The 18,169-nt window shown below is 73.8% G+C and carries 19 protein-coding genes; 10 read left to right on the top strand and 9 right to left on the bottom strand.

Annotated features, from left to right (window positions below; genetic code table 11):
* Positions 1–2: 2 nt before the first annotated feature.
* The gene (locus HDA31_RS13915; RefSeq protein ID WP_178065398.1) at positions 3–1,517 is read right to left on the bottom strand and encodes a flavin-containing monooxygenase; all 1,515 of its coding nucleotides are present in this window, start codon (positions 1,515–1,517) and stop codon (positions 3–5) included.
* Positions 1,518–1,787: 270 nt separating this feature from the next.
* Here HDA31_RS13915 and HDA31_RS13910 point away from each other — a divergent pair, with 270 nt between their 5' ends.
* Positions 1,788–2,666 carry a pentapeptide repeat-containing protein gene (locus HDA31_RS13910; RefSeq protein WP_178065397.1) on the top strand — a complete coding sequence of 293 codons (879 nt, stop codon included), beginning with the start codon at positions 1,788–1,790 and terminating at the stop codon, positions 2,664–2,666.
* A 62-nt stretch (positions 2,667–2,728) separates the two neighbouring features.
* Entirely contained in the window at positions 2,729–2,959 is a 231-nt protein-coding gene (locus tag HDA31_RS13905) for a hypothetical protein (protein WP_074476360.1), read from the top strand.
* A 130-nt stretch (positions 2,960–3,089) separates the two neighbouring features.
* Here the strand turns inward: HDA31_RS13905 and HDA31_RS13900 are convergent, their stop codons facing one another.
* From HDA31_RS13900 to rnhA, 3 genes are all read right to left on the bottom strand, one after another.
* The gene (locus tag HDA31_RS13900; protein WP_376701383.1) at positions 3,090–3,314 is read right to left on the bottom strand and encodes a ferredoxin; all 225 of its coding nucleotides are present in this window, start codon (positions 3,312–3,314) and stop codon (positions 3,090–3,092) included.
* Positions 3,311–4,531: a cytochrome P450 gene (locus HDA31_RS13895; protein ID WP_178065396.1), complete on the bottom strand. Its 1,221-nt coding sequence runs from the start codon at positions 4,529–4,531 to the stop codon at positions 3,311–3,313. The genes HDA31_RS13900 and HDA31_RS13895 overlap by 4 nt, the downstream gene beginning before the upstream one ends.
* 95 nt (positions 4,532–4,626) lie before the next feature.
* Positions 4,627–5,109 (bottom strand): ribonuclease HI, encoded by a 483-nt coding sequence (rnhA, locus tag HDA31_RS13890; RefSeq protein WP_074476357.1) that lies wholly within the window; start codon positions 5,107–5,109, stop codon positions 4,627–4,629.
* Positions 5,110–5,208: 99 nt separating this feature from the next.
* On the opposite strand from rnhA, the gene HDA31_RS13885 reads away from it, so the two are divergent.
* Positions 5,209–6,318, top strand: coding sequence for a serine hydrolase domain-containing protein (locus HDA31_RS13885; protein ID WP_178065395.1), 1,110 nt, complete (start codon positions 5,209–5,211; stop codon positions 6,316–6,318).
* A gap of 13 nt (positions 6,319–6,331) precedes the next feature.
* Here HDA31_RS13885 and HDA31_RS13880 read toward each other — a convergent pair whose 3' ends face one another.
* The gene (locus HDA31_RS13880) at positions 6,332–7,522 is read right to left on the bottom strand and encodes a lycopene cyclase family protein (RefSeq protein ID WP_178065394.1); all 1,191 of its coding nucleotides are present in this window, start codon (positions 7,520–7,522) and stop codon (positions 6,332–6,334) included.
* A 65-nt stretch (positions 7,523–7,587) separates the two neighbouring features.
* Positions 7,588–8,481 carry an aldo/keto reductase gene (locus tag HDA31_RS13875; RefSeq protein WP_178065393.1) on the bottom strand — a complete coding sequence of 298 codons (894 nt, stop codon included), beginning with the start codon at positions 8,479–8,481 and terminating at the stop codon, positions 7,588–7,590.
* A gap of 195 nt (positions 8,482–8,676) precedes the next feature.
* Here HDA31_RS13875 and HDA31_RS13870 point away from each other — a divergent pair, with 195 nt between their 5' ends.
* The 5 genes from HDA31_RS13870 to HDA31_RS13850 all read left to right on the top strand — a co-directional run bounded on the left by HDA31_RS13870 (position 8,677) and on the right by HDA31_RS13850 (position 12,498).
* Positions 8,677–9,162 carry a hypothetical protein gene (locus tag HDA31_RS13870; RefSeq protein ID WP_178065392.1) on the top strand — a complete coding sequence of 162 codons (486 nt, stop codon included), beginning with the start codon at positions 8,677–8,679 and terminating at the stop codon, positions 9,160–9,162.
* A gap of 74 nt (positions 9,163–9,236) precedes the next feature.
* The gene (locus HDA31_RS13865; protein ID WP_178065391.1) at positions 9,237–9,857 is read left to right on the top strand and encodes a class F sortase; all 621 of its coding nucleotides are present in this window, start codon (positions 9,237–9,239) and stop codon (positions 9,855–9,857) included.
* 63 nt (positions 9,858–9,920) lie between these two features.
* On the top strand, positions 9,921–11,027 hold the full coding sequence (locus HDA31_RS13860) for a magnesium and cobalt transport protein CorA (RefSeq protein ID WP_178065390.1): 1,107 nt from the start codon (positions 9,921–9,923) through the stop codon (positions 11,025–11,027).
* Positions 11,028–11,357: 330 nt separating this feature from the next.
* Positions 11,358–12,023: a C39 family peptidase gene (locus HDA31_RS13855; protein ID WP_178065389.1), complete on the top strand. Its 666-nt coding sequence runs from the start codon at positions 11,358–11,360 to the stop codon at positions 12,021–12,023.
* A gap of 70 nt (positions 12,024–12,093) precedes the next feature.
* Positions 12,094–12,498 (top strand): YchJ family protein, encoded by a 405-nt coding sequence (locus HDA31_RS13850; RefSeq protein WP_178065388.1) that lies wholly within the window; start codon positions 12,094–12,096, stop codon positions 12,496–12,498.
* 15 nt (positions 12,499–12,513) lie between these two features.
* On the opposite strand, the gene HDA31_RS13845 is transcribed toward HDA31_RS13850, so the two are convergent.
* The 3 genes from HDA31_RS13845 to HDA31_RS13835 all read right to left on the bottom strand — a co-directional run bounded on the left by HDA31_RS13845 (position 12,514) and on the right by HDA31_RS13835 (position 16,007).
* On the bottom strand, positions 12,514–13,461 hold the full coding sequence (locus tag HDA31_RS13845) for a mechanosensitive ion channel family protein (RefSeq protein ID WP_178065387.1): 948 nt from the start codon (positions 13,459–13,461) through the stop codon (positions 12,514–12,516).
* Between the two features lie 88 nt (positions 13,462–13,549).
* Positions 13,550–14,275 (bottom strand): hypothetical protein, encoded by a 726-nt coding sequence (locus tag HDA31_RS32970; protein ID WP_281370185.1) that lies wholly within the window; start codon positions 14,273–14,275, stop codon positions 13,550–13,552.
* A gap of 37 nt (positions 14,276–14,312) precedes the next feature.
* On the bottom strand, positions 14,313–16,007 hold the full coding sequence (locus HDA31_RS13835) for a serine/threonine-protein kinase (RefSeq protein ID WP_178065386.1): 1,695 nt from the start codon (positions 16,005–16,007) through the stop codon (positions 14,313–14,315).
* A 326-nt stretch (positions 16,008–16,333) separates the two neighbouring features.
* Between HDA31_RS13835 and HDA31_RS13830 the strand changes: the two genes are divergently transcribed.
* Both HDA31_RS13830 and HDA31_RS13825 read left to right on the top strand, forming a co-directional pair.
* Positions 16,334–17,467 carry a peptidoglycan recognition protein family protein gene (locus HDA31_RS13830; protein WP_178065385.1) on the top strand — a complete coding sequence of 378 codons (1,134 nt, stop codon included), beginning with the start codon at positions 16,334–16,336 and terminating at the stop codon, positions 17,465–17,467.
* Between the two features lie 151 nt (positions 17,468–17,618).
* Positions 17,619–18,164 (top strand): MarR family winged helix-turn-helix transcriptional regulator, encoded by a 546-nt coding sequence (locus HDA31_RS13825; protein WP_178065384.1) that lies wholly within the window; start codon positions 17,619–17,621, stop codon positions 18,162–18,164.
* The last annotated feature ends 5 nt before the right edge of the window (positions 18,165–18,169 follow it).

The following is an 18,169-nucleotide window of genomic DNA, read 5'->3' as shown; positions in this document are numbered from 1 at the left end:
GGTCAGCCGGCGGTCGTGCCGGCCGGGTGGGCCGGGTCGCGTCGGTGGGCCGCAGACGCCTGCGGGGCGCACGAGAACCGCACGCCGGCGTCGGTGAGCCGCCCGTGCCGCATCAGCAGCAGGTCCCGCACGTAGTTCTGGTGCAGCCGCCACGGCGCGGCCACGCCCTGCTTGGGCAGCGCGTCGACGCTGCGCAGCACGTACCCGGCCTTGAGGTCGATGATCGGCTCCAGCGGGCCGCCGGCGGGGGCCAACGGGGTGACGACCTGCTGGCCGGTGGCGTCCAGGTGCCGCAGCAGCCGGCACACGTACGTGGCGACGAGGTCGGCCTTGAGCGTCCAGGACGCGTTGGTGTAGCCGATGGTCATCGCGAAGTTCGGCACCTGCGACAGCATCATGCCCTTGTAGGCGACCGTCGCGGCGAGGTCGACGTCGCGCCCGTCGACGGTGAGCGTCATCCCGCCGAGGGCGAGCAGGTCGAGGCCGGTGGCGGTGACGACGACGTCGGCGGTCAGCTCGACGCCGGAGGCGAGCCGGATGCCGGTGGGGGTGAACGTGTCGATCCGGTCGGTCACCACGTCGGCCCGGCCGCCGCCCAGGGCGGCGAACAGGTCCCCGTCGGGGGCCACGCACAGCCGCTGGTCCCACGGGTCGTAGCGGGGCGAGAAGTGCCGGTCGACGTCGTAGCCGGCCGGCAGGCGACCGGCCGCCGCGCGCCGCAGGTACCGCCTGACCAGCGTCGGGGCGCGGCGGCTGAGCTGGTAGTTGGCGGTGCCGAGCAGCACGTTCTTCCACCGCACCACCGGATACGCGGCCTTCGCCGGCAGCCACCGCCGCAGCGCGTCGGCGAGCACGTCGCGCGACGGCAACGCGATGACGTACGTCGGTGAGCGCTGGAGCATGGTGACATGGGCGGCCCGCCGCGCCAGCTCCGGCACGAGGGTGACGGCGGTGGCCCCGCTGCCGATCACGACGACCCGCGTGCCGGTGTGGTCGAGGTCGGTCGGCCAGTGCTGCGGGTGCACCAGCCGCCCGGTGTAGGAGTCGACGCCCGGCAGGTCGGGGGTGTGGCCGGCGTCGTAGCGGTAGTAGCCGGAGCAGACGAACAGGAACCCGCAGGTGACGGTGACGTCCTCGCCGGTGTCGTCGCGGTGGGCGCGCACCGTCCAGCGGGCCGTGGCGCTGTCCCACCGGGCGGCGAGGACCCGGTGGTGGAACCGGATGTGCCGGTCGACCCCGTGCTCGCGGGCGGTGTCGCGCACGTAGGCGCGGATCGACTCGCCGTCGGCGATGGCCCGCGGGTTCGTCCACGGCTTGAACGAGTAGCCGAGGGTGAACATGTCCGAGTCCGACCGCACGCCCGGGTAGCGGAACAGGTCCCAGGTGCCGCCGATCGCGGCGCGCGCCTCCAGCACCGCGTACGTCTTGTCGGGGCAGGCGCGGCGCAGGTGGCACGCGGCGCCGACGCCGGACAGGCCGGCGCCGACGATCAGCACGTCGACGTGGTCGCAAACCATGACGTGTCTCCCGTCGCAGGCGGTGAACCGGACACTATCCACCACCGTCGACGGCGGTCAACGCGCGGCCGCGGTGGCGCGGTCCCCCCGCCCCGGGCGCGCCCGCCGTGGTCCGATGCCCGCCGTGGCGCGGCGCACGCGGGTGCCGCAGCCACCCAGGAGCTGCGGGGCGGCCCCTGCCGGCGGGGTGGCCCCCGACCGGCGGGACAATGGGCGGGCCCCGGGGTGCGCCGCCGACGCCGTCCCGACGTCTTCGAGGAGAGGGCCGACGTGTCCGACACCGCCCCGCCCGGCCCCGGTGACGAGCTGCGGGCCGACTGCGCCCGCTGCGTCGGGTTGTGCTGCGTGGCGCCCGCATTCGCCGCCTCGTCGGACTTCGCCGTGGACAAGCCGGCGGGTCGGCCGTGCCCGAACCTCGGCGACGACTTCCGCTGCGGCATCCACCGGGACCTGCGGGCCCGGGGTTTCGCCGGGTGCACCGTCTTCGACTGCTTCGGCGCGGGCCAACGGGTCGCCCAGGTCACCTTCGGCGGCCGCGACTGGCGCACGACGCCCGGCGAGGCGACCCGCATGTTCGACGTGTTCGCCGTGCTGCGGCCCCTGCACGAGCTGCTGTGGTATCTGACGCAGGCGGCGACGCTGACCGGGCCGGGACCGCTGCGCGTCGAGCTGGACGCGGCGCTGGCGCAGACCCGGCGGCTGGCCGCCGGCACCCCCGACCAGGTGCTCGCCGTGGACGTCGACGCGCACCGGGGGCGGGTGAACCCGCTGCTGGTGCGGGTGAGCGAACAGGTCCGGGGCGAGCGGGCCGGCGCGGACCGGCGGGGGGCGGTGCTCGTCGCCGCCGACCTGCGCCGGGCCGACCTGGTCGGGGCGAACCTGCGCGGCGCGGTGCTGCTCGGGGCGGACCTGCGCGGCGTGGACCTCACGCTGGCCGACCTCACCGGCGTCGACCTGCGCGGCGCGGACCTGCGGGGGGCGGACCTGCGCGGGGCGCTGTTCGTACACCAGTCGCAGGTCGACGCGGCCCGGGGCGACCACCGCAGTGGCCTTCCGGCGGCGCTGACCCGCCCCGCGCACTGGTCGCTGCCGGTCGTCGCGGCCCGCCGCCGCAGCGCGGGCCCGGCGGGCCGGGGCCGCCGCCGCTGACCGGCGCGTGTTCTCCGCCCGCCGGGACGTTTGCCGGCCGGTCAGCCGGGCACGACTGTCCCATGACCAGTGAACGACGCGTCGACCGGGCCAGCACCGACGAGCCGGACGGTGTGCCGGCGATGGAGGCGTCCCTGCGCCCGCCGGGCGATTCGGTGCGCAGCGGCGCCGACAGCGGGGACGACTTCGCCGACCTGCCGGCGGAGCAGGCCCGCCCGGCCCGGGACACCAGCCGGGCCGGCTACGACGTCGACGCCGTCTCCGGCGCCGCCGACCCGTCCCGCGAGGGCTGACCCCGGCGACGGTGCCGCCCGCCGGTGGTGTCGGCGGCGTCAACCGTCGGCGCCGCCGTCGCCGGCTGAGCGCGACCCGCCGGTGCGAGGTGGCCTGGGTGGCGGCCCCCCGCCGGGCGGCCCGGCGCGGTCAGGGTCCCGTCGTCGAGGTGAGGTGGATGGCGCCCGCCGGGCACGTCTCGACGGCCCGCCGGACCCGGTCGGCCGCCTCCGGCGGCGGGTCGGGCCGCAGTAGCAGCACCAGCCCGTCGGTGTCGTCCTGGTCGAAGACCTCCGGGGCGGCCACCACGCAGTTGCCGGACCCGCAGCAGCTGCCCCGGTCCACCGCCACCCGCACCACGCCCACCTGGCTCACCAGGTCACCGGCAGGCTGTTGAGGCCGAACACGACAGACGTGTCGCGGGTCGACACCTGCTGCGGCCCGACCTCGGCCCGCAGGGTCGGGAAACGGTCGGCCAACCCCAGCAGGGCGATGCGCAGCTCCGCGCGGGCCAGCGGCTGGCCGATGCACTGGTGCACCCCGAAGCCGAACGCGAGGTGCTGGTGGGCCTGCCGGTACGGGTCGAACTCCTCCGGGTCGTCGAAGACCCCCGGGTCGCGGTTGGCCAGCGACAGCACCGCGATGACGCCCTCCCCCGCCCGGATGGCCTGGCCGCCGATCTCGGCGTCGACCAGAGCCAGCCGGGGCAGCCCCGTGCGGACCACGCTGAGATAGCGCAGCAGCTCCTCGACGAGGTCCGCCGCCCGGTGCGGGGACTGACGCAGCGCCGCGAAGCGGCCCGGCTCGCGCAGCATCAGCAGGGTGCTCAGGCCGATCATGTTGGCCGTGGTCTCGTGGCCGGCGACGAGCAGCAGCAGGGCCATCCCGACCAGCTCGTCGACGGTGAGCTGCCCGGTGACGACCCGGTCGCGCACCAGCCGGCTGATCAGGTCGTCGCCGCCGGTGTCGCCGCGCCGGGCGACGACCAGCTCGTGCAGGTAGTCGCGCAGCTCCTGCGCGTGGGCGCGGAACACCTCCGGCGACGTCCTGCGGTCCAGCAGGGTGCGGCTGCGGACCTGGAAGAAGTCGTGGTCGGCGTAGGGGACGCCGAGCAGGTGACAGATCACGATGGACGGCACCGGCAGGGCGAACGTCTCGACCAGGTCGGCCGGCGGGCCGGCCGCCGCCAGGTCGGCCAACGCCCCGTCGACCGTCTGCTGGATCAACGGCTCGATCCGCCGCACATTCTTGATCATGAATTCGGCGGTGAGCATCCGGCGCAGCCGGGAGTGTTCCTCACCGTCCATCCGGATGAAAGCGCCCTGCCGGCCCGACTCCGACTGCGGGGGCAGCGGACGCACCAGCGGGAACCCCGGACGCTCCAGGTCGGCGCTGAACCCGGGGTGGCGCAGCACCTGACGCACGTCGGCGTGCCGGGTGACCAGCCAGGCGGGCACGCCCGTCGGCAGCCGGACCCGGGTCACCGGCCCCACGAGCCGGTGCCGCTGCTCCTCGTCGAGCAGCGCGAACGGACCATGGTCGAGAGTGGACGCCGGCCAGAGGGGCAGGTCGGTAGCGGCGGTCGCGGTCACGCGGACACCTCCCGTGACAACCGAGGGTAACGCTATCGATCCGCAACGTTACCCACCTGGGGTGCCGCGGCACAACCCCTCACCGTGACGCAACGTCACCCCCGGCCGGTCGCCGGCGCCCCCGACCGCGCCTGCGCCATGCCCCGACCGGCCAACGCGTCGGCCCGCTCGTTCTCCGGATGCCCGTTGTGTCCCTTCACCCACAGCCAGGTCACCTCGTGCCGGGCGCACGCCGCCTCCAGCCGCTGCCACAGGTCCGCGTTCTTCACCGGTTGCCGCGCCGCCGTCACCCACCCGTTGCGTTTCCACCCGGCCAACCACCCGGTGATGCCGTTGCGCACGTACGTGCTGTCGGTGTGCAACCGCACCGGCACCGGCCGCGTCAGGCTCTCCAACGCCCGGATCGCCGCCATCAACTCCATCCGGTTGTTCGTCGTCGGCGTCGCCTCACCCCCGCACAGCTCCCGCTCGTGCCCGCCGTACCGCAGCACCGCGCCCCAGCCACCCGGCCCCGGATTGCCGCTGCACGCCCCGTCGGTCCAGATCTCCACGACCCCGCCGGCCCCCGCATCCACCATGCCCCGCAACCTACCGCGCGCCCCGGCCCCCACCGACACCGAAAAGCGACACCGAAAACCGGCGGCGTCAGCACCGCCGCTCTGGCAGGCTGGCCCACCGTGACCGACCGCCACGCCGACCTGCAGGCCGAGATCCACGCCACCGTCGACGAACTCGTCGCCAGCGGCCGCGAGGCAGGCGTGCAGATCGCCGCCTACCTGCACGGCCACCCGATCGTCGAGGTCCACGCCGGCGTCGCCGACACCACCACCGGCCGCCCGATGACCGCCGCCACCCCCGTCTACGGCGTCTCCACCGGCAAGGGGCTCACCGCAACCGTCGTGCACGTGCTGGCCGAACGCGGGCACCTCGACTACGACCTGCGCATCGCCGACGTGTGGCCCGAGTTCGCCCGCCACGGCAAGGGCCACATCACCCTGCGCCACGCCCTCACCCACACCGCCGGGATCCCGGCGCTGCCCGCCGACGTCACCCTCGACGACTTCGCCGACTGGGACCACATGTGCGCCATCGTCGCCGACGCCCGGCCCCTGTGGACACCCGGCCGCCAACTCGCCTACCACGCGTGGACGTTCGGGTGGATCGTCGGCGAGGTGATCCGCCGCGTCACCGGCCGCCGCGTCGGCGACATCCTCACCGACGACGTCGCCGCGCCCCTCGGCGTCACCGGGGAACTGTTCTGCGGCGTCCACCCCAGCACCCGACCCGGCCCGGCCCGCATGGAAGACGGCAACCTGTCGGCCATGCTGGAGACGTTCGCCGGCCAGCTACCCCACCTCGACCGGGTCGCCCCGCCCGGCGTACGCCCCGACGCCACCCTCGCCGCCCGACCCGACGTGATCGCCGTCGACGTGCCCGCCGTCGGCACCCTCACCGCCCGCGCCGCCGCCCGCATGTACGCCGCGCTCCTCGGCCCCGTCGACGGCGTACGGCTGATCTCCCCGCACCGGCTGCGCGCCGTGTCCCGCCCCGCCGTCCGCGGCACCGAATGGGTCTTCGGCCGGGAAACGACCTGGGGCCTCGGCTACGCCGTCGACGACGACGGATCATTCGGTGTCGCCGGCAGCGGCGGCAGCCTCGCCTTCGCCTACCCCCGGTGGGGCCTCACCGTCGCCGCGACCCGCAACCGCCTCGCCGTCGGCGACGGCGACCCCCTGGAACACCTCCGGGCCCGCATCCGCGACACCGTCGCCGCAGCCGCCGACTGACCCCGGGCCCGGCTCAACCGGCGCGCCGCAGCCGCCCCCGCAACCGGCCCACCGCGTCACCCACCACCGCCGACGTCATCGGCGCCAACGGACTCGACCGCATCACCGCCAACTCCTCCGCCAGCCCGGTCTCCCCGTCGAGGAACCGCAACACCCGCGACGCCGGATTACGGTCGAACAACCGGCCGAAGAACTCCGGACCACCGACCCGCCCCGTGTCCCACGCCCGCAACGCCACCGCGTCCATCCACAGGTGCCGCCGGGGATACGCCGGCGCCGGCACCGGCGCCCGCCCACCCGCCAACGCCGCCGCCACCTGCTCGGCCTGCCGCAACATCGCCGAGAACGTGAACCCCGTCGACGGGCGCGTCGCGCCACCCGCCGTGCCCAACCGCACCACCCGCGGCGAAGGACGACGCGGAAACGGCGCGTCGGTCATCGGAATCACCCCGTCCTCCACCTCCCGCACCACCAACGCCGCCGGATCCCACCCCAGCCGCCGCAGATAACCGCGCAACGCCCGGTCGTAGTCGTCCCCGGTCAACCGGGCCGGGGAGAACTCCGTGTACTCCACCAACGCGAACCGGTCGCTGACCGGCAACACGTAACCGAACGACACCCCCCGCGCCGGCTGCGGCGTGCGGAAGTCCATCAACACCGCCCGCCGCGGATCGAACAACGCCGTCTCCGAGGCCACCCACCAACCCCGGAAGTGCTGCAACCAACTCGTCCGCCCCGGCCGCGCCGGCGGCCGGGGACGCGAGTCCAGCACCCACGACGCCCGCACCAACGGCGCGCCGTCCCCGCCACGCACCACCACCCGCGTGCCGTCGTCGTCGAGCCCCGCCACCGCCGCGTCGCACCGCACCGCCCCCAGCCGCCGCTCCGCCCGCTCCGCCCGCGCATACACCGGAGCCGACCGCACCATCGCATACCGCAGCGGCGCCAGGTCGAGCACCCGCCGACGCCCCGGCGTCACCACCTCCACCTGCCCCCAACTGGCGCTGAGCACCCCGTCGAGCACACCACCGGGTCGACCCCAGAACGCCCACGTGCGGTCCTGGCCGCGCCGGCGCACCGGATCGACCACCGCGACCCGCAACCCCGCCGGCCCGCGCCGGTCCAACGCCGCCAACACCAGCGACGCGGCGCCCCCGCCGCCGACCAGGGCCACGTCCACGTCGACCGGCGCGCCATCGTCCACCCCGACACGCTGTCACACCACCGGCCGCCACCCGACACCGACCGGCACGGCGGACGACGCCCCGGTCACTCCCCGCGCCGGTGCGCGACCTCCAGGCGGGCCAGATCCTCGTCGGTCAACCGCAACGACGCCGCCGCGACGTTCGCCACCAGATGATCGGGATCACCCGTGCCCGGAATCGCCAGCACGTTCGGGCCCCGCCGCAGCGTCCACGCCAGCCGCACCTGCACCGCCGACACCCCGTGCGCGGCGGCGACCGCCCGGACCTCCGCGTGCTCCGCGCCACCCACGCCCGCCTCCCGGCCCGTTGTCGCCAGGGAGAAGAACGGCACGTACGCCACCCCCTGCGCGGCGCAGTCCCGCACGAACTGGTCGTGCCCCGGCCGGAACCCCAGCCCGTACGCGTTCTGCACACTCACCACCGGCGCGACGGCCTGCGCCTGCGGCAGATGATGCGGACGCACGTTGGAGATGCCCAGGTGCCGGATCAGGCCCGCCTCGCGCAGCTCGGCCAACGCCCCGAAATGCTCCGCCACCGACTCCAGGCCCGCCTGCCGCAGATACACCAGGTCCAGGTGGTCACGGCCCAACTGCCGCAGGTTCTCCTCCACCTGCCCCCGCAACTGCTCGGGCCGCGCCAACGGCAACCACTCTCCCGACGGGTCCCTGCCCGGCCCGACCTTCGTCGCGATCACCAGATCCTCCGGGTACGGCGCGAGAGCCGTGTTGATCAGCTCGTTCGCCGACCGCAACGCCGAGAAGTAGAACGCCGCCGTGTCGATGTGGTTCACCCCCAACTCCACCGCCCGGCGCAGCACCCCGACCGCCCGCCCCCGATCACCGGGCCGCCCCTGCGCCGCCCCCGTCAGCCGCATCGCGCCCAGACCCATCCGGTTGACCGTCAGATCACCCAGCCGCCACGTGCCCGCCGCATCCGCGGCAACCGTCCCCGTATCCATGATCACGATCATGGCACGGGCGGGCCGCCCACACCGCCCCACCACCGCCGCCACACGACAGCAACGAAGAATTCTCAATCCCACCTGATCGGGGACCCAACCCTCCTAGGGTGGGACACACCGGTGCTACACACGGAGTTGGCCACCCGAACGACGTCCCACGCGACAGCGGACGAAAAGTGAGGGAAGACGCGTATGAAGGCACAGTCAGTTCTCGGATCGGCAGCGCTCGGCGCGGGCCTCGGCACACTCCTGCTCCCCGCCGCCGCCCTCGCCGACACCACAGTCTCACCCGCGACCACCCCGGTCGGCGGCACCGTCGTGCTCACCTCCACCTGCAACCCGAAATCCGGCGACGCGCTCTTCCACGTCACCGGCCCCGACCGGGACCAGAACGTCCGATCCACCACCGCCGCCGCCGGCGGCGGGCTCAGCGCCGAACTCTTCACCGCCGGCTTCACCCTCGGCACCTACACGGTCACCGCCACCTGCGGCGACGGCAGCACCTCCGGCAGCGCCACCTTCACCGTCACCCCGATCGGCGCCGCACCCGCCGGCACCGGCACCGACACCGACACCACCGGCCTGCTCGCCACCGGCAGCACCCTCCTCGCCGCCGCCACCACCAGCGCACTCATCCTGACCCGCCGCCGACGCCGCCGCACCGCCGCACCGGCCTGAACCACCCCAACCACGGGTGCCCGCGCCGGCCACCACCGACGCGGGCACCCACCGGCCCGACAGGAGACACCCCCATGGCAGCCCCCCACCACACCACCCGGGCCGCCATCGCACTGACCGCCCTCACCGCCGCCGCCGGACTCGGCCTCATCACCACCGCCGCCACCACCCACACCCCACGACCCGCCCCACCCGACCCGGCCACCACCACCCGCACCACCGAACCCGCCCCACCCCTGCCCCACGCCACCCCCCTGCGCATCACCATCCCCACCATCGACGTACACGCCGACATCGTCCCTGTCGCCGCCGACACCCACGGCCAACTCGAAGTCCCCCCAGCCGGCCCACCCGCCACCACCGGCTGGTACCGCCCCGGCGTCAGCCCCGGCGAAGCCGGCAACGCCGTCATCGTCGGACACGTCGACTCCCGCGAGACCGGCCCCGCCGTCTTCTTCGACCTCGGCCGACTCAGACCCGGCGACCCCATCCACATCACCCGCGCCGACCACCGCACCGCCACCTTCACCGTCGACCGCACCGCCACCTACCCCAAGACCCGATTCCCCACCGCCCTCGTCTACGGCCCCAGCCCCACCCCCCAACTCCGCCTCATCACCTGCGGCGGCCGCTTCGACGAACGCCACCACACCTACCCCGACAACATCGTCGTCTTCGCCACCGCCGTGCCCTGACCCACCACCACGACCGAAGATCCCCTACGGTTGCCGGCAGTCCCCGCAAAGCGGAGGTGACCGGTGGACCAACGACCCCCAACGACCCGGTGGCGCACCACCCTGCCCACCCTGCTCCGACGCGCCCTACGCCGCCCCACCCCCACCACACCACCGGCCACCCACCCCACCAACCCCGACGCCGTCGTCGACTGCGCCGTCTACGTCGACGGCCAACGCCAACCCGGCCGCCCCCACTACACCGACGCCCACCACCACAGCCGCCGCAACCGGCGCGCCTTCGTCTGGCTCGGCCTGCACGACCCCACCCCCGCCGTCATGACCGCCGTCGGACACACCTTCGGCCTCGACGACCTCCACATCGCCCAGGCCCTCACCGCCGGACACCGACCCACCCTGCAACGCCACGACGACACCACCCTGCTCGTCCTCCGCACCGCCGCCTACGTCGAACACACCGAACTGACCGACACCTCCGAGGTCGTCGACACCGGTGACATCATGATCTTCATCGGCGACCGATTCGTCGTCACCGTCCGCCACGGCGCACCCGGCGCACTCACCACCGTCCGCCACCACCTCCAACAACGCCGCACCCTCCTCACCGAAGGCCCCTGGGCCGTCGCGTACGCCATCTGCGCCCGCATGGTCGACCAGTACCTCGACGTCGCCAACCACGTCGAAACAGACCTCGAACGACTCGAAGAAACCGTCTTCGCCCGCGACCGCACCGCCGACATCGCGCACATCTACCAACTCAAACGAGAAATCGTCGAACTCAAACGCGCCGTGCTCCCCGCACAGGCGCCCCTGCGCACCCTCGCCGGACCCACCGACGGCCCACCCCCAGCCCTACGCCGCTGGTTCACCGACGTCGACGGCGACCTCGCCCGCGCAGTCGACCGCGTCAACGCCTACGACGACCTGCTCAACTCGATCCTGCAATCCCGACTGGCACAACTGGCCGTCGAACAGAACAACGACATGCGCAAGATCGCCGCCTGGGCCGCCATCGCCGCCACCCAAACCGCCGTCGCCGGCATCTACGGCATGAACTTCACCCACATGCCCGAACTGCACTGGCGCTACGGCTACGCCGGCGCACTCCTGCTCATGGCCACCGCCGCCCTGACCCTGCACCGACTCTTCCGCCGCTCCGGCTGGCTCTGACACCCCACCCCGGGCCGATGCCCGGTTTGCGCCGTCGCGTCCCGTGGCCCGGGTCACCGCGACGACGGAATCGGGCCCGGGGCGGGGGCGTTGCAACTGGCATGCGACCGGGGCTCCGCCGCCCGGTCGACCCCCCGGTCGACCCCCCGGTCAGCCCCGCTCCGTGAGCCCGGATCCCCGGGGCCGGGGAATGGTGGACGGGCCGGGGTCGTTACACCCTCCCGACGCCCCGAGCAGGCCCCCCGGCCGCCGGGTGCGCGTCCCCGGAATCCTTCCCGCGACGCCCCGGGCGGCGTCGTGTCTTCTCCCCCGAGCAGAGGAGTCGCCGTTATGCGTACCGATCTGATTCGTCGTACCGTTCTGACCGTCGCCGGTGTCGCCGCCACCGCGGGTGGGATCGCCGGTCCCGCGCTGGCCGCGCAGGCCGCCCCCGCGCCCGCCGAGCGGGCCGCCGCGTCGGTGCAGGCCGAGCGTCGGCCGGCGGGTGAGCGTCAGCTGGACGTGCGCTACGAGGCGCAGCCGAACTTCTTCTACTGTGGCCCGGCGGCGGCGCGTAACGCGCTGAGCGTGCAGGGCAAGAACATCGACGTGGACACCATGGCCAAGGAGATGGGCACCACCGAGGCCGGCACCAACTCCATCAACGACATCACCCCCGTGCTCAACAAGGAGACCGGCAAGGCCGACGCCTACCGCAGCGTCGAAATCCGCACCAACAAGGCCGACGACAAGCAGACCGACACCCTGCGGGCCGACATCGTCCGCACCGTCGACAACGGCCGCGCAGTCGTCGCCAACATCGCCGGCACCACCACCGACACCGACGGCGTCACCCACTCCTTCGAGGGCGGCCACTACATCAGCGTCGTCGGCTACCGCGACAACGGCCACACCGTCAAGATCGCCGACTCGGCCAACCCCGACCAGGCCAGCTACTGGATCACCGTCGACCACCTCGCCGACTGGATCGCCACCCGCGGCTACGCCACCTCCTGACCCGCAACCACCAGAAAGGGCCGGCCCCACCGGGGCCGGCCCTTTCGCCGCCCTACGGCAGGATGACCACGTGGCCAAACGACACCGCAACCCGGCAACCGACCCCTGCCCCTGCGGCACCGGCCAGCCCTACCCCGACTGCTGCGGCAAACTCCACCGAGGCCACGCCGACGCCGCCACCGCCGAAGCACTCATGCGCTCCCGATACACCGCCTACGCCCTCGGCGACACCGCCTACCTGCTACGCAGCTGGCACACCTCCACCCGCCCCCGCCGCCTGCACCCCGAACCCGGCCAACGGTGGACCCGACTCGACATCCTCCACACCGACCGGGGCGGCCTGCTCGACAGCACCGGCACCGTCACCTTCCAAGCCCACTACCGACAAGCCGGCCGCCCCGCGACCCTCACCGAACACAGCCGCTTCACCCGCGAACACGGCCGCTGGGTCTACCTCGACGCACAACCGGACTGAACCAACCACCCCACCTCACCGGCCGACGCCGCCCCCGTCCGGCCGACGAATCACCACCGTCGCCTCCCCGTCATCCACCACCGCCCCAGGCCCCCCGAAACCCTGCCCCAACGGCGGCACCGGCTGCGTCACCTCCGACCCCCCGAACGGACCCACCGGCTGCGTACGCTCCGACTCCTCACCCACCCGGGGCACCACCTGCGTGCGATCGGCGTCCCCGGCCACCGGCGGAGCCGCCGCCGCCAACCGCTCCGCCACATCCCGCCGCCCCGCCCGATACGCCCGCGCATGCGTCGCCACCACCCGCGACTCCCGCTCCGCCCGGCTCAACCACGACTCCCACCGACTCTGCATCGGCCGCACCAACCCACCACCGACACCCACCACCAGAATCCCGCCCACCGTCGCCAGCACCGCCACCAGCACCGGCGTCGTCACCGCCGTCGCCACACCCACCTGATTCAGCGCCGCGATCACCCCCAACCCCACGATGAACACCGACGCCACGCCCGCCAGCACCCGCCCGTACGACAACCCACCCAACGCGCTGCTGATGATGTCCTTCACCGCCCGCGCGATAGCGGCCGCCACCACCACGATCACGATCGCCACGAACGCCCTCGGCAACCACGCCACCACCGCCGCGATCAGATCCGAGATCGGATTCGGCCCCCACAGACCGAACGCCACATGCAACGTCACCAACAGCACCCCGTAGTACGCCAGCTTCGCCACGACGTCACCCGCGTCGTACGGCGACCGCGCCAACGCCGCCTTGATCCCCCCACGCTCCACCACCCGGTCGAACCCGACCCGCGCCAACACCCTGCCCACCACCCGCACCGCCGCCTTGGCCACCAACCAGCCCACCACCAGGACCACCACGAACCCCACCGCCCTGGGCAGGAAAAGCAGCACCGCCCGCAGCACGTCACCCACCGCGTCACCGAAGTCGTCTCTCATCGCTCAGATCCTTCACACCAGGGACAGCCGACAAACCCGTCGCCCTACCCTGACCCACCCGCGCGGAAACGGCACCCCGACCCGACCCTCAACGACCACGACAGGCGTACCGCACCTCCGTACCCGCCTGCGTCACCGACGGCTCCACGATGTTGACCGTCGCCGTCTCCCGCGCCGAACCCACACCCGCGAACGACCACCTCAACGGCAGACCCACCGACCGCTGCCCCCGACCGACCCGCTCACTGACCATCGCACCCGGCGGCGAACCCGAACGCAGCCACTGGTAACGGATCGTGCCCGCGTTACCGTTCGTCCGCACCGTCGCCACCACATCCACCGTCACGTCACACCGGCTCCCCGCCGGCTCGACCACCGCGACCGTGACCCCCTCGATCTCCAACGGACTCAGCCGCTGCCACAGGAACAACCCCACGACCACCAACAGCACCACCGTCAGCAGGGTGGACAGCACCGACACCAGCCGACGCCACACCGGCCGCGACCGCACCCCCGGCCCCGAACCCGGCTGCGGCCACGCCGGCGCCACCGGCGGCCCCACCGGCACCCCCGGACCGAACCGCGTCTCGCCACCCGGCGCGACCGTGACCGCAGGCTCCATGGAAGCGCCGACCGTACGCGCCGACGCCGGACCCGCCACCGTCGCCTCCGGACCCGCCCCGAACACCTGCGTCCGCCCCGCATCCACCGTCCGACCCAGATCCACGGTGCGCCCCAGCCCCACGGTCGGCTCCACCCCACCCGCCGCACCCACGCCCGGCACCGCCGCCGTCGGCTCGTTCGGACTACTCAACGCCGCCCCTCCGTCAACCTCGTCGACACCACCGCGATCAACCCGGCGTACAGAACGGCTGAAGACTCACGTACACCGGCCCGACCGGCCCGGCCGAATTGCCCGCAGCATCCACCGCCGTGACCGACACCGGAATGCGCACCGCCGCCTCCGGCATCGCGAACGGACCCAACGTCCCCTGGAAGACGTCCTTCCCCACCGACGCCATGCCCACCGACGCGGACACCCGACCCACCGTGTACCGGAACGACACCCGCAGATCCCCCGCCGCCGAACGATCGTCGGTCACACTCACCGTCACCGACGTCGACCTCGGCCCGTACTTGCAGCCCTCCGGCTCCAACGTCGTCAACGCCGTGCTCGGCGACCCCACCGACGGCGCGGTGACATCCGACGGCGGCGAGGACGTGCTCACACTCGGACTGGCGGTAGGCGACGCCGTCCTGGTGGGCCGGCTCGTCGGCGACGGCGGACGCGTCGTGGCCGGCGCACCCGTGGTCGGAGCCGCCACCGTCGGACTCGCCGACGTCGGCGCGGGCGTCGGGGTGCCACCCGACGGACCCACCGTGGCCTCCGGCGCCGCCGACTCCGACCCGCCACCCGACACCGGCGTCGCCGCACCGGCCGGCCCACCGGCATCGACCGGCGCGGCCACGTCCGGCTCCGCACCCGAGGCGTACTGATAACCGACGCCGCCGACCAGCACCGCCGTCACCAGCGCCCCGCCGACCAGGGCCGTACGGGCCCGCCCCGTCCGCATCCGCCGGCCGGTGCGGATCTCCCGACGGGTGCCGAAACCGGCGTCCGACCCGAGAACCGTGCTCGCCACGCTCGTGCCGCCGCCCGAGGACTCCGGGAACGGGAACAACACCGCCAACAGGGCGGCCCGCCGGGCCAGCTCCCGTATCCCGCGCTCCTCCCAGTCCGGCCCGTACGCCCCACCCGCGATCTGCTCCAGCACCCCGAGGAAGACCTGCGCCGGCTGCGGCCGCTCGTCGGGCCGCTTGGCCATCCCCCGGCGCAGCAGCTCGTGCACCGGCGGCGGAGCCGGATCGGTGGGAACCGGCGCGCTGGCGTGCTGGTCCCGCAGGGCCAACAGGCTCCGCCCGTCGTACGGGGGACGGCCCGTCAGGCACTCGAAGAAGGTCGCCGTCGCCGCGTAGATGTCGCAGGCCGGCGCCGCCGCCGCGCCGGTCCACTGCTCCGGCGCCATGTAGCGCGGCGTGCCGCTGACGATGGTGGTCGACTCCCCGCCGATCGGCATGGCGATGCCGAAGTCGGCGAGCTTGCTCTCCCCCTGAGCGGTGACCAGCACGTTCTCCGGCTTGTAGTCACGGTGCACTACGCCCCGGTCGTGCGCGGCCGCCAGGCCCGCCAGCGATCCCTTGAGGACGCAGAGCGCCGCCTCCGGCCCGGTCGGCCCGTTGGCGCGCAGCATCTGCCGCAGCGAGACGCCGTTGACCAGCTCCATGACGATCGCCGCGCCGGTGGGCGACTCGACGTACTCGTAGAGGCGGGAGATGTTCGGGTCGTCGATGTCGGCCAGCAGGCGCGCCTCGGCGCGGAAGGACTCACGGAACGACGGGTCACCGCCGAGCCCGCCGACGAGGTACTTCACGGCGACCGGGGTGCCGGTCGCGTCGTGGGTGGCCAGCACCACCCGGCCGGATGCTCCCGAGCCCAACTCACGGACCTCGGTGTAGCCGGACACCAGCCAGCTGTTGGCGCTCATTCGACGGTCTCCACCGCTCCCCCGGGCCGCTGGCCCGACACACCCGAATCCGACGCCGCTCATTGTGACCGGCGTCGTCCAGTCGGCCATCGGCGCATCGGTTGCTTCCTCGGGTCTGGGTGTTTCTTGTGTTGCGGTTGGGCGTCAGGGGGCGGTGTGCGTCACACCGCGTAAGGCATCCTAGGACACTAGGTGCAATGGTCCGGGGGGCGAGTCGTCGGTTGCCCCTGGCGCGCCGACCCGGCTTGGCAATATCCTCCACATCACACACTGCCCCTGGAGCTCCTTTTCACTCACGCGCCGTCGTCGGCCACAGAGGAGATGCCATGCACTTCGACCATCCGGAGCTCGACCGCCGCACCCTGTTGCGGGCCGGGCTCGGCGCGGCCACGGTCGCCGTCGTCGGCACGCAGCTCGCGTCCCCCGCCTCCGCGTGGGCGGCGTCCGGCCCGGACCTCGACTGGGTCATCGGCTGCGACGAGTGGGGCGCCCGGCCGCCGGCCGATCCCCTCTCGGTCAGCGAGATCGCCACCAACAAGATCATCGTGCACCACATGGCGTTCCCGAACGTCACCGACTACTCCCGCGAGCAGGCCGTGAAGCTGGCCCGGGACTGCCAGGACCTGCACATGGACGGCAACGGCTGGTCGGACACCGGCCAGCACTTCACCGTCAGCCGCGGCGGCTACGTGCTGGAGGGCCGGCACGGCAGCCTGGAACGGCTGGCCGCCGGCGACCGGCAGATGGTCTCGGCGCACTGCCCGGGCGAGAACGGGCGCGCCATCGGCATCGAGAACGAGGGCACGTACGTCGACGAGACCCCGCCGGAGGCGCTGCTGGACTCGCTGGTCAGGCTCTGCGCCACGATCGGCCGGCAGTACGGCCTGCACGCCCACGACATCTTCGGCCACTGGGACTTCCGCACCACCGCGTGCCCCGGAACAGCGTTCTACCGGCAGTTCCCCGAACTGCGCCGGCGGGTCTTCCGCGAGCTGGGCACCCGCCACGGCGACGTGCCGGCCCGGCGCTGGCCGGACCTGTGGCGGTTCGTCAGCTCCCCCTCGGTGCGGGTGGTGCAGTACCTGCTCACCCACCGGGGCTACGCGGTGCCCCTCGACAGCACCTTCGACGCCGCCACCGTCGCCGCCGTCCAGGACTGGCAGGCCCGCAACGGCATCCCGGTCGACGTGGACGCCACCCTCACCGCGCCCACCTGGGAGACCCTCGCCCCCGAACTGGACCGCAGCGCCAGCGGCGCGCCGGTCAGCGGGGCGCAGTTCATCCTCAACGCGAAGGGCTACGCCGACGTGGCGGTGACCGGCGAGTTCGACCACGCCACCCGCCGCGCCGTGCAGGACGTGCAGCGGCTGCACAACCTTCCGCCCCACGGCAAGGTCGACACGGGCACGTGGTGCGCGATCGTCGGCGGAGTGGTCCGGCAGTCGTTCCGGCGGCCCTGACGAGCCCGGCCGGGCGGGCCGGCGACGGCCGGCCCGCCCGGCGGCGTCGGGCCCGCAGGGCGGCGCGCATTCCGGCCTGTCACTGCGCAAAACGGATCAACTGCTGCCATGATGGTGTCCTGCCGCCCGAACCGCAGCCGGAGGTCCACCCATGGCCGATCCACCGCCGGGCATCGAGGGCGAGGCCGTGGCGGCGCTCCTGGCCGCCAGCGGCGCGCTCGTCGGGCTGGCCACCCGGTCGCTGGCCGGGACCGGCCCGGAGATCACCCTGTCGCAGCTCCGCACGCTGGTCGTCCTGGCCGTGCGGGGACCGCAGCGCGCGGCGGAGATCGCCGCGGAGCTCGGCGTGGCCCCCTCGGCGGGCACCCGGATGTGCGACCGGTTGGCCGCCAAGGGCCTCCTCCGGCGGGACCGCTCGACCGACGACCGCCGGGTGGTGCGGCTGCGGCTGAGCGCGGCGGGGGCCGCTCTGGTCGACGAGGTGTTCCGCCGGCGGAGGGAGGCGCTGTCCCGCATCGTCGCGGACACGGCCGGGCACTGGTGCCCGGAGGCGGTCGCGGCCCTGACCGCGTTCGCGGTCGCGGCGGGCGAGACGCCGGAGCGGCAGTGGTGCCACGGCCGGCCGGCCGCGCGGGAGCGCGCCCCGCGGCAGCGCGCCGGCCACGGGTCGACCGGAGCGCAGGCGTCGACCGCCTGAGCCGC

This window comes from Micromonospora carbonacea (assembly GCF_014205165.1).
GTDB classification, from domain to species: domain Bacteria; phylum Actinomycetota; class Actinomycetes; order Mycobacteriales; family Micromonosporaceae; genus Micromonospora; species Micromonospora carbonacea.
This window is presented reverse-complemented; position numbering and strand designations above follow the sequence as displayed.

Excerpts from the sequence above, each read along its gene's own strand:
- HDA31_RS13870 (WP_178065392.1), top strand. The coding sequence starts at position 8,677 with ATGAAGGCACAGTCAGTTCTCGGATCGGCAGCGCTCGGCGCGGGCCTC.
- HDA31_RS13825 (WP_178065384.1), top strand. The coding sequence starts at position 17,619 with ATGGCCGATCCACCGCCGGGCATCGAGGGCGAGGCCGTGGCGGCGCTC.
- HDA31_RS13855 (WP_178065389.1), top strand. The coding sequence starts at position 11,358 with ATGCGTACCGATCTGATTCGTCGTACCGTTCTGACCGTCGCCGGTGTC.
- HDA31_RS13915 (WP_178065398.1), bottom strand. The coding sequence starts at position 1,517 with ATGGTTTGCGACCACGTCGACGTGCTGATCGTCGGCGCCGGCCTGTCC.
- HDA31_RS13830 (WP_178065385.1), top strand. The coding sequence starts at position 16,334 with ATGCACTTCGACCATCCGGAGCTCGACCGCCGCACCCTGTTGCGGGCC.
- rnhA (WP_074476357.1), bottom strand. The coding sequence starts at position 5,109 with ATGGTGGATGCGGGGGCCGGCGGGGTCGTGGAGATCTGGACCGACGGG.
- HDA31_RS13865 (WP_178065391.1), top strand. The coding sequence starts at position 9,237 with ATGGCAGCCCCCCACCACACCACCCGGGCCGCCATCGCACTGACCGCC.
- HDA31_RS13905 (WP_074476360.1), top strand. The coding sequence starts at position 2,729 with ATGACCAGTGAACGACGCGTCGACCGGGCCAGCACCGACGAGCCGGAC.
- HDA31_RS13845 (WP_178065387.1), bottom strand. The coding sequence starts at position 13,461 with ATGAGAGACGACTTCGGTGACGCGGTGGGTGACGTGCTGCGGGCGGTG.
- HDA31_RS13875 (WP_178065393.1), bottom strand. The coding sequence starts at position 8,481 with ATGGATACGGGGACGGTTGCCGCGGATGCGGCGGGCACGTGGCGGCTG.
- HDA31_RS13835 (WP_178065386.1), bottom strand. The coding sequence starts at position 16,007 with ATGAGCGCCAACAGCTGGCTGGTGTCCGGCTACACCGAGGTCCGTGAG.